General features: G+C 47.6%; 1 protein-coding gene. It reads left to right on the forward strand.

From position 1 onward, the window contains the following. Positions 1-336, forward strand: a 336-nt coding sequence (locus ACTHS3_RS17460; RefSeq protein ID WP_440368693.1) for a phosphoribosyltransferase, incomplete at both ends; no start/stop codon positions are given.

Genomic DNA, 336 nt, shown 5'->3' on the forward strand with positions numbered 1-336 from the left:
GCGCTGCTTCTTGGAAATTCCAATTTACGCCGTCACCACAGCCTACTACGACAGCGATAACGAAGGTCAAGTGACCGAGGAAGTAAAAAAAGTCCAATGGCTTGATCCCGTTCCAGATGCCCTGAAAGGCAAAAACGTACTGGTTGTTGACGAAGTGGACGACAGCCGCGTTACCATGGAGTTCTGCCTGAACGAATTGTTGAAAGAAGATTTCGGCACTGTCGGCGTGGCAGTATTGCATGAAAAAATCAAAGCCAAAGTCGGTAAAATTCCTGAAGGTGTCCCTTATTTCAGCGGCATTACCGTTGAAGACTGGTGGATCAACTATCCTTGGGA

It is taken from the genome of Neisseria sp. P0009.S007 (assembly GCF_051962515.1).